The sequence below is a fragment of the Streptomyces sp. URMC 123 genome (assembly GCF_051386515.1).
GTDB lineage: Bacteria > Actinomycetota > Actinomycetes > Streptomycetales > Streptomycetaceae > Streptomyces.
Window position 1 is genome coordinate 1 of the sequence record NZ_JBPQTV010000249.1, and the last position, 9,525, is coordinate 9,525.

The window sequence follows — 9,525 nt, forward strand, 5'->3', positions numbered from 1 at the left end:
GTGCGGGCCCGGGCGGGATGGCCCGGTGGGGGAGGGGTCAGGTGGGGAGGTGTCAGGTGGGGCGCAGGGCGTCGAGCGCGGTGGCCGCGATGGCCTCCAGGGCGGCGCGGTCCGCGCCGCCCTGCCCCGCGATCCGGATGCCCCCGGTCACCGCGTTGAGGAAGAGGGCGAGCGCGTGCGCGTCGCGCTCGGCGGCGATGTCGCCGTCACGCTGCCCGGTCTCCACCACCGCCCGCAGCGCGGCCAGCCGACGCTCCAGATCGCGGTCGAGCATGCGGGTCGCCTCCGCGTCGCGCCCGGCGAGCTCGACGACGCTGTTGACGGTCAGGCAGCCCAGGCCGCGCCCGTCCCGGCGGGCCGCGGCGTCGCTGTCGATCACCATGGCGAAGAAGGCGCGCAGGCGGTCGCTCGCCGAGCGCTCGCCGTCCTCCAGGAGCTCCAGCTGCGCGCCGGTCATGGCGTCGATGTAGCGGGCCAGGGCACGCCGGAACAGATGGTGCTTGCTGGTGAAGGTGTTGTAGATGCTGCTGCGGCCCAGGCCGGTGGCGTCGCACAGGTCCTGGGTCGAGGTGGCCTCGTAGCCCTTCGCCCAGAAGGCGCGCATCGCCGCGTCCAGGGCCCGTTCCTCGTCGAACGTCCTCGGTCGGGCCATGATCGGAACTCTAGCGGTTCTGGAACGATCAGTGCAATACGCGGTCGGCCGGTCGGCCGGGATGTCGTCGTCCGCCGCTTCCCGGTGGGGCAGAATCCGGGCATGCGTACTGTGATCTTGTGTGGTGGAGAGAGCTCCGAGCGGGACGTTTCCCTGGCCTCGGGGCGGTCGGTCGCCCGGGCCCTGCTGGAGCGGGGCCACGAAGTGGTGCTGGTCGACCCGGCCGCGGTGGAGCCGGTCCTGGCCGGGCCGCTGCGCCCCGGCGACCCGGTCGACCACGTCGCCGTCGCGAAGGAGCCGCCGTCGCTGTCCGAGCAGCGGCAGTGGCGGCAGCGCATGCACGCGGCCCTGACGGGCGGTCGGGTCCTGGACCTCCTGCGCGACGCCGACATCGTCTTCCTGGCGCTCCACGGCGGCTGGGGCGAGGACGGGCATGTGCAGGCCCTGCTGGAAATGGCGGGCGTCCCGTTCACCGGCGCGGGCAGCGCGGCGTGCGCGGCGGCCTGGCACAAGGGCCGGGCGCAGGCGGTGCTCGGCGCGGCGGGGCTCCCCGTGGTCGAACGCGCGCTGTGGCGGCCCGGGGCCGGCGACGTTCCCGAGAACGTACAGCGGCTGGTGGCGGCGGGCCCGGTGGTGGTCAAGCCGGTGGCGGACGGGTCGAGCGTGTCGGTGCACCGGGTCGACTCGCTGCCGGAACTGGACCGGGTCGCCTCCGAGGTGCGCTCGCGGGGGATCGAGCTGCTGGTGGAGCCGTTCCTGCCGGGGCGCGAGTTCACCGTCGCCGTGGTCGGCGACCAGGTGCTCCCGGTGATCGAGATCGAGCTGACCACGCCGGTGTTCGACTACGCGGCCAAGTACCAGCCCGGAGCGGTGAGCGAGGTGTGCCCCGCGCGGGTCCCGGCGGCCTTCGCGTCCCGGCTGCGGGACCTGGCCCTGGGCGCGCACCGGGCGCTGGGGTTCGCCGGGGACTCCTACTCGCGCACGGACTTCCGCTGCGACGCCGCCGGCGAGCCGATGTGCATCGAAGTCAACGCGCTCCCGGGCCTGACGGCGACGAGCCTGGTGCCGCTCGCGGCAGCCGGGGCCGGTTGGACCTACCCCGACCTGATCCAGCGCATCCTCGACCTCGCGACGCGCTGAGCGCGGTCGGATACCGCGACGGGCGCCGCTTCGCCTCCCGGCCGGAACCTCAACGCCGCGCGTGGCGGACGCGCAACCGCCCGAACCCCACGGCCCCGGAGATCCACATACACGCGCCGCGCCGCCGTATCCGTCCGTATCCGTCCGCCGGCGGCGGCAATCGGGTCGGACATGCGAACAAGGGACCCCCGCACGCGCTCAGTGCGCGGGGGTCAGGACCATCAAGTGCTGAGGGTCGGGGAAGGGGACGAAACCGGCCTTCGCGTAGACCTCGTGGGCGTCGAGGGTCGAGAGCAGCACCCGCTTGACCTTGTAGGGGGCCAGGTGGTCGCGGACCGCGGTGGCCAGCCACGTGCCGAGCCCCTTGCCGCGGTGCGCGGGGTCGACGTAGACATCACAGAGCCAGGCGAAGGTCACCAGGTCCGTGACGACGCGCGCGTAGGCGACCTGCGCCCCGCCGGCGTCGTACAGACCGAAGTTGAGGGACGCGCGGATCGACCGCTCGACCGTTTCGCGGCTGCGGCCCAGAGCCCAGAACGCGTCCGTCGAGAGCCAGTGGTGCACCAGATCGATGTCCACGCGGTCCGGATCGGTGGAGAGCTCGTAACCGTCTTCCCTATGAGTGATCATGGTCATGCATGGTAGTGCTGGGCGCTGCGGCGCGACGATGGAAAAAGACCGAAAAAAAAGGGGGGGCCGAGGCATGAGCGGGACAGTGACGGCGGTCAGCAGCAACGGCGCGTACTCGTTCACCAAGCCGAACCGGGACAGCATCACGCTGCTCGCCGGGCTCGGTGTGGAGGGCGACGTCCACGCCGGTGTGACGGTCAAGCACCGCTCGCGCCTCGCGCAGGACCCCACCCGCCCGAACCTGCGCCAGGTGCACCTCATCCACGAGGAGCTCTTCGCAGAGGTCGGCGAGGAAGGATTCTCGGTCGTGCCCGGCGAACTCGGCGAGAACATCACCACCCGCGGCATCGATCTGCTCGCCCTGCCCGTCGACACCCTGCTGCGCGTCGGCGATGCGGCAGTCCTCCAGGTGACCGGCCTGCGCAACCCCTGTGCGCAGATCGACGCCTTCCAGGGCGGGTTGCTGAAGCGACTCGTCGGCCGTGACGAGGCCGGAAACGTGGTGCGCAAGGCCGGCATCATGAGCATCGTGAAGGAGGGCGGTACGGTGCGCCCCGGCGACCCCATCACGGTGGAGCTGCCCAGCGGGCCGCATCGGCCCCTGGAGCGGGTCTGAGACCGCTCACGGGCAGGTCATGACACGGCGCCGACGGCTCCCCCTCACCGTTCTCCTCGACGGGATCGAGGCCGCCGCCGGAGGCCGGGCAGCCACCAGTTGGCCCGGCCGGTCAGGGTCATGAGGGCCGGTACGAGCACGCCGCGCACCACGGTGGCGTCCACCAGCACCCCGACGGCGAGCCCCGCGCCGATCACCTTGAGCAGGGTCACCCCCGAGGTCGCCAGGGCCGCCATGGCCGAGACGACGATCAGCGAGGCCGCGGTGATCACACGGCCGGTGCGCTCCACCCCGTGGATCACCGCGGCCGTGTTGTCACCGCTCACGAGGTACTCCTCGCGGATGCGGGAGAGCAGGAACACCTCGTAGTCCACCGACAGCCCGTAGGCCACGATCAGCACGAGCAGCACGACGCAGCCGTCCAGACGGCCGGTGACGGTGAAGTCGCCGGTCAGCGCGCGCAGATGGCCGTCCTGGAAGACGAACACCAGGCAGCCCAGGCAGGCCGTCAGGCTCACCGCGGCCACCAGGACGGCCTTCACCGGGATCAGCAGGCTGCGGGTGAACCAGGCCAGCAGCATCAGGGTGACCGCGGCGGCCAGGGCGCAGCAGAGCGGCAGGGCGCGTCGGAGCGCGTCGGCGGTGTCCACGGCGCGTGCCGCCTCCCCGGTGACCAGGCTCCTGCCGGAGGAGGCCGAGGAATCCTCGGCGGCCGAAGAACCCGCCGGAGCGGCGGCCGCGGGCAGCGCCCGGATCGCGCGCACCAGCCGCCGCGAGGACTCGGCGTACGGCTGCTCCCGGGAGGTGACCTGGACCAGCGGCCGGGCCGGCCGCCCCTCGGCCCGTACGTCGCCGGCGGCGGGCGGGACGTGCTCGTCCCCGCGGTAGCGGCCCGTCGTGGTGCGCGCCTCGGCCGCGCCCGGCAGCGCGGCCACGCGCCGCGCGTACCGGTCGAGCGCGCCGTGCGAGACCGCCCCGGGCAGCCCGACGGTCACCTGCCGCTCCACGGGGTGCGCGAAGTCGCGCTCGATCTCCCGCGCCACGCGGTGCGGCTCGCGGTCGGCCGGCAGGATTCGGGCGTCGCTCGGGCCGAACGCGGCGTGCCCGAAGGGGAGCACGAGCAGGGCGAGCAGGGCCGCGGCCGCGGCGGCGCACGGGATTGGCCGCCGGCACACCACCTGGGCGACCCGCCGCCATACGAGCCCCTCCCCGGCCCGTGGGCCGGTACGCACGGCCGCGCCGCCTCGTGGGCCGGTGCGGGTGTCCGGACCGCCTTGTGGGCCGGTACGAAGGTCCGGACCACCTCGGCCGCGCGGGCGCCGGCGCAGCCGGTGGAACAGGTCCCAGCGGTCGATGTGCCGCCCGCACATCGTCAACAGCACGGGCACCAGGACCACCGTGGCCGCCGCCGACAGCAGCACCACCGCGATGCCCGCCCAGGCCACGGAGTGCAGGAACCCGAAGGGGAAGACGAAGAGGGCACACAGCGACAGGGCGACGACACACGCGGAGACGACGACGGCGCGGCCCGCCGTGCGCACCCCGCGCGCCACCGCCTCCTCCAGGCCGGCACCGGCCGCCCGCTCCTCGCGGAAGCGGGTGACCACGAACAGGCCGTAGTCCACGGCGAGGGCGAAGCCGAGCGCGCCCGCCATGTTGGCGGCGTACACGGAGACGTCCATGAACGACATCAGCGCGCGCAGCGCGGCCAGGGTGCCGGCCACCGCCACCAACCCCGTGATCAGCGGCAGCAGCGCCGCGACGAGCGAGCGGAACACGTAGAGCAGCACGAGGGCGCTCAGCGGCACCGCGATCAGCTCCGCGAGCAGCAGGTCGCGCCGGCTCTCGCGCATGCCCTGGACGCTCACCCACGCCGGGCCGCCCGCCGAGACCTCGACCGGCCCCCGGCGCCCGGTGAGGGCGGGCACGAGCCGCTCCGCGGTACGGGTCACGGTGGCGTCGCCGCCGCTGAGGTCGACGGTGATCAGCGCGGCCCGGCCGTCGCGGGACCGGAGCGCGGGATCGCCGGCCGACCAGTGCGACGCGGTCGACAGCACCCCCTTCGAGCGGGCGACGCGCCGCTCCAGCTCCCGGCCGCGCTCGGCCGCGCCCGGGGAGTCCACGCCCGACGCGGCCCGCACCAACAGGACGAGGTCGGCCCCGCCGGCGCGATAGCGGGCGGCGAGCTCCGCGTTGTCCGCGCGGACGGGCGCGTCGTACGGGATGAAGCCGCTGTTGCTCAGCCGGCCCAGGCCGTCCACGCCCACCACCGCCATGAGCAGGGTCAGCAGCCCGACCGCCGCGAGGACCAGCGCGCCCCGCCGCCTCGCGTCTCCCGGGGGCGGTGCGGGGGCGCCGTTCACGGTGCCGCCGCCGCTGCCCGCCTCGCTCCCGGCGTCACCCCTCGCACCGGTCCGCACGCCCGAATCCCCCTTCTTTCCGTGCCGCGGTCCCCGGGATCAGGCGAGGACGTTCATGGCGGCGCCGAGGTTGGTGATCTCGACTGGTGGTGTGTGCCGTGGGCGGGACACGTGTGTGCCGCGCGTCATCGTGGATCGGGCCCGCCGCGGGCGGGCGGGCCCTGCGACCCCCTGACCGATCGAGCGCGGGGAGGGCGCTCCGGTGTCAGACGACTGTGAGGGCGGTCGTGAGGTCGATGCCCGTGGCGTACGTGGACTGGGCCGAGCTGTACGCGAGCAGCGCGGCCGTGGTGGTCACGAGGGTGAGAAAACGGCGAAGTCGCATGTGAAACCTCCTGAAATGGTGACTTTCCGTTATGCAGGGCATGCCCGGGTCACCTGATCGGTACGTCGCCGCCGCCCGGCTGTCGGCTGAACGAGTGAGCTCTCGCGCACGCGTGCCGGTGGCCGCGTGTGCTGATGCGGCGTCATATCGCGGGCGCACCGCCGCGCTGGGCCCGGGAAGCCGGACCGCCGTCCGGACCGACACGGCCGCCGATCGCGCGCCCTCAGCCGAACGTCATCCCGTAGAGCTGGCTGCGCGAGGTGACGCCCACCTTCGGGAAGACCTTGTACAGGTGGTAGCCGACGGTGCGCGGGCTCAGGAAGAGGCGCGCCGCGATCTCGCGGTTGCTCAGGCCCTGCGCCGCGAGCCGCGTGATCTGGAGCTCCCGGGGCGTCAGGCCCACCGAAACCACCGAACCCGCCGAACCCGCCGAACCCGCCGACCGCGCCGGATCGGCCGCGGTGGGCGGCTCCGCGGTCGTACGGTCGCCCGCCGCGCGCAGTTCCTGGCGGGCCAGCTCCGCCCACGGCAGCGCGCCGACGGTGCCCAGGTAGCCCAGCGCCTGGTGCAGATGCGCGCGGGCGGTCTTGACGCGGCGGGCGCGGCGCAGCCACTCCCCGTACAGCAGATGCACCCGCCCGATCTCGAACGGCGATGACCAGGGGGCCGCCAGCGCCCCGCGGAAGAGCGCGTCGGCCTCCTCGCCGGGCGCCAGCAGGGCGCGACACCGCAGCCACGGCCCGCGCAGATGGGCCCGGCGGTCGGGCACGGCCCGCTCCTCGAACTCCCGGAGCGCGGCGCCCGCCCGTTCCGGCTCGCCGCAGCGCACGCACGCCTCCACGAGGTCCGGCAGGACCAGCCAGCGGACCATGAAGTGCGCCGCGGGCCCCCGCGCGGCGGCGACCTCGCCGAGAGCCTGCGCGGCGTGCCGGGACTGCCGCTCGGCGAGGGCGCTCAGCCCCATGGCCCAGTGCGCCAGGGCCACCGCCGAGGCGATCCGGCGGGGCATCGAGACGGCCAGCGAGTCCTCGACGAGTTCACGGCAGCCCGCCGAGTCGCCCCGGGCGGCCCTCAGCCAGGCGAGCATGGCCCGCAGATGAGCGGCGGCCCCCAACTGGCCGGTCCCGTCCGCCAGGACGAGCGCCTCCTCGCCGTGGGTGGTGGCGTCCGGCCACTGGCCGGTGGCGAGCTGGAGGGCCACCAGCGGGGCGAGGGACATCGGCAGGGCCCCGGCCGCCCCTTTGGCCCGCAAGGAGTCGACGGCGGCTCGGTGGGCGTCCAGCATGCCCTCGGTGTCGCCCATCAGACACGGCAGGAACACCGGGGGCCACACCCAGGGCCTGGGGTCCTCGGCCGACAACCAGGTCATGCGGTCCCGCTCGACGTCCCGGGCGGGCAGCGGCGGGGGCCGCACGCCGTCGGCGGTCTCCCGGGGCGCCAGGCTGCCGAGATGACGGAAGTGGGCGGCCAGTTGGCCGGCGAGGGCGCACGCGCTGCTCGTGCCCCCGGCCCCGCTTTCCGTGCTCCTTCCGGTCGCCCCGGCCCCCGTGCTCCTCCAGGCCGTGCCGCTTTCCGTGATCCTCTCGGCCGTGCCGGCCGTTTCGCTCCGCGTGCTCCTCTCGGTCGTGCTGTCCATGCCGGCCGTGCCGTTCGCCGGGTCGGCCGGCGGCCGCTCCAGCAGATCGGCGATCTCCGTGAGCCGCGCCGGCGCGTTGGCCACCCACGCCGAACGGGCCGCCATCACCAGCAGCTCCTCGGCCAGTTCGGGCTCGGAGCCGAGCACGGGACGGGCACCGCGCAGCAGAATCGAGCAGGCGAGCGCGGGGTCGCTGCTGGCGTGCGCGATGGCGCCGCGCACCCGGGCCGCGCGGGCCCGCGGCCCGGGGTCCGCCGTCAGCGACTCCGCCTCCTGGAGGAGCGCTTCGGCCTGGGCGGGGTCGGCGGCCGCCCACGCGCAGTCCGCGGCCTCGATCAGCCAGTGCGCGGTGTCCCGCGGGGAGGGGGCCAGCGCGGCGGCGCGGCGCAGGGCGCGCGCCGCGCTGGCCACGCCCCCGGCCCGCCGGGCCCGCCCGGCCACCTCGCCCAGCAGCCGCGCGACGGAGTCGTCCGTGCCCACGGTCGCGGCCGCCAGGTGCCACACGTGCCGGTCGTCCGCCGTGCCGAGGGCGCGGGCCAGGGCGAGATGGGCGGCCCGCCGCTCGCCGAGCGTCGCGTGCTGGTAGACGGCCGAGCGGATCAAGGGGTGCCGGAAGCGCACCCGTTGCTGGTCGAGATGGATCAGACCGGCGGACGCCGCCGCGCACAGGGTCCCCATCGCCGCGCCGTCGCCCCAACGCCCTGCCGCGGTCGGGCCCGCCGCCTCGCCGCTCCCGTAACCTCCCGTCGTCGCGCCCGCCGCCCCGCCGCCCTCGCTCCGGGGGCCCGCCGGCGCCTCGGCCGCCGCCAGCACCGTCGCCAGATCGCCGCCGTTCTCCGCCGCGACCAGCAGGAGCACGTCCCCGCGCCCGGTCGGCAGGTCGCTCGCCCGGTAGTGGAAGATCTGCTGCAGCCGGTCCGTGAGCGCCAGCTCCTCCGGCAGGGGCGCGCGGCCCGCCAGCTGACCGGGGCTCAGCGCGCCCGGCAGTTCCCGCAGGGCCAGCGGATTGCCCTCCGCCTCGCGCAGCAGCCGCTCCCGCACGGCCGGCGCCGCGCTCGGCAGCGACCGGTCCAGCAACAGCCGCGCCGACTCCGCGGGCAGCGGACACACCCGTAGCTCGGGCACGCCCGGCGCGGCGAACGGGCGGGCGCCGTCGCGCGCCGCGAACACCGCCGCCACCCGCTCGCCGCCCAGCCGCCGGGCCACGAACACCAGCGCGTCCGCCGACGCCGAGTCCAGCCACTGGGCGTCGTCCACGACCAGCAGCAGGGGCGCCTCGCGTGCCACCTCCGAGAGCAGGCCGAGCGCGGCCAGCGCCACCAGGAAGCGGTCCGTGCCGGCGGTGGTGTCCATGCCGAACGCCGCCCGCAGGGCGGTGGCCTGGGGGCCGGGGAGCCGGGGGAGCCCGGCCAGGAGGGGTCGGAGCAACTGGTGCAGGGACGCGAACGGCAGCTCGATCTCGCTCTCCACGCCCTCCGCGGGCAACACCCTGACCTCGGCGTGCGCCCGCCGCACCAGATCGGCGAGCAGCGTGCTCTTGCCGATGCCGGCCGGCCCGCGCAGCACGAGCGCCGCGCCGGTGGCCTCGCGCACGCCCGTGACCACGGCGAACAGCTCACGCCGCTCGTGTTCCCGCCCGATCAGCATCGCGGTCGCCTCCCCTCGCCCCATGGCCGACTACACGTCAGTTGACGGATGGCCGCGCCCAGGAGTTCAGCGAAACCGGAATTTGTCGCATTCCCTTCGCGGACCGACCTGGGCGCGACCCCCGTCGAACGACAGATGCGGACGCCCGCGCCGTGCCGCATAGTCGGAGCCTGTCCCGACACCCTGCCGGGCCGCCGACACCGCGCGAGGCCGCTGACACGGCGCCGGGCCGCCGACACCGCGCGCCGGGCCGCCGGCACCCAGGAGGCCCTCGGCGGAGCTTCGTCCGCGAGGCACCGCCGGCGCCAGGGGACGTGAACCGGCCGCGCGGGGGTGAGGGCTCGCGGCAAGCGGAGGAGTGGGGTGGCGGCGTGCCGACGGGTTCCAGCGGTTCCAGTGGTGTCGGAGTCGCGGCCGGTTCACGTCCCCTGGCGCCGGCGGTGCATCGCGGACGAAGCT

The 9,525-nt window shown here is 75.2% G+C and carries 6 protein-coding genes; 2 read left to right on the forward strand and 4 right to left on the reverse strand.

The genetic code is table 11. The annotated features are described in order from the left end of the window. Nucleotides 1-52: 52 nt before the first annotated feature. The gene (locus ACSNOD_RS23535; protein ID WP_436769022.1) at nucleotides 53-652 is read right to left on the reverse strand and encodes a TetR/AcrR family transcriptional regulator; all 600 of its coding nucleotides are present in this window, start codon (nucleotides 650-652) and stop codon (nucleotides 53-55) included. 102 nt (nucleotides 653-754) lie between these two features. On the opposite strand from ACSNOD_RS23535, the gene ACSNOD_RS23540 reads away from it, so the two are divergent. Beyond that, complete coding sequence (locus tag ACSNOD_RS23540) at nucleotides 755-1,792, forward strand: D-alanine--D-alanine ligase family protein (protein WP_436769023.1); 1,038 nt, start codon at nucleotides 755-757, stop codon at nucleotides 1,790-1,792. Between the two features lie 198 nt (nucleotides 1,793-1,990). On the opposite strand, the gene ACSNOD_RS23545 is transcribed toward ACSNOD_RS23540, so the two are convergent. Then, on the reverse strand, nucleotides 1,991-2,422 hold the full coding sequence (locus tag ACSNOD_RS23545; RefSeq protein ID WP_436769024.1) for a GNAT family N-acetyltransferase: 432 nt from the start codon (nucleotides 2,420-2,422) through the stop codon (nucleotides 1,991-1,993). Between the two features lie 73 nt (nucleotides 2,423-2,495). Between ACSNOD_RS23545 and ACSNOD_RS23550 the strand changes: the two genes are divergently transcribed. Continuing rightward, nucleotides 2,496-3,038, forward strand: coding sequence for an MOSC domain-containing protein (locus tag ACSNOD_RS23550; RefSeq protein WP_436769025.1), 543 nt, complete (start codon nucleotides 2,496-2,498; stop codon nucleotides 3,036-3,038). Between the two features lie 44 nt (nucleotides 3,039-3,082). On the opposite strand, the gene ACSNOD_RS23555 is transcribed toward ACSNOD_RS23550, so the two are convergent. Beyond that, nucleotides 3,083-5,458: an MMPL family transporter gene (locus tag ACSNOD_RS23555; RefSeq protein WP_436769026.1), complete on the reverse strand. Its 2,376-nt coding sequence runs from the start codon at nucleotides 5,456-5,458 to the stop codon at nucleotides 3,083-3,085. A gap of 548 nt (nucleotides 5,459-6,006) precedes the next feature. Beyond that, nucleotides 6,007-9,066, reverse strand: a complete 3,060-nt coding sequence (locus tag ACSNOD_RS23560; protein ID WP_436769027.1) for an AAA family ATPase — start codon at nucleotides 9,064-9,066, stop codon at nucleotides 6,007-6,009. Nucleotides 9,067-9,525: the final 459 nt, after the last annotated feature.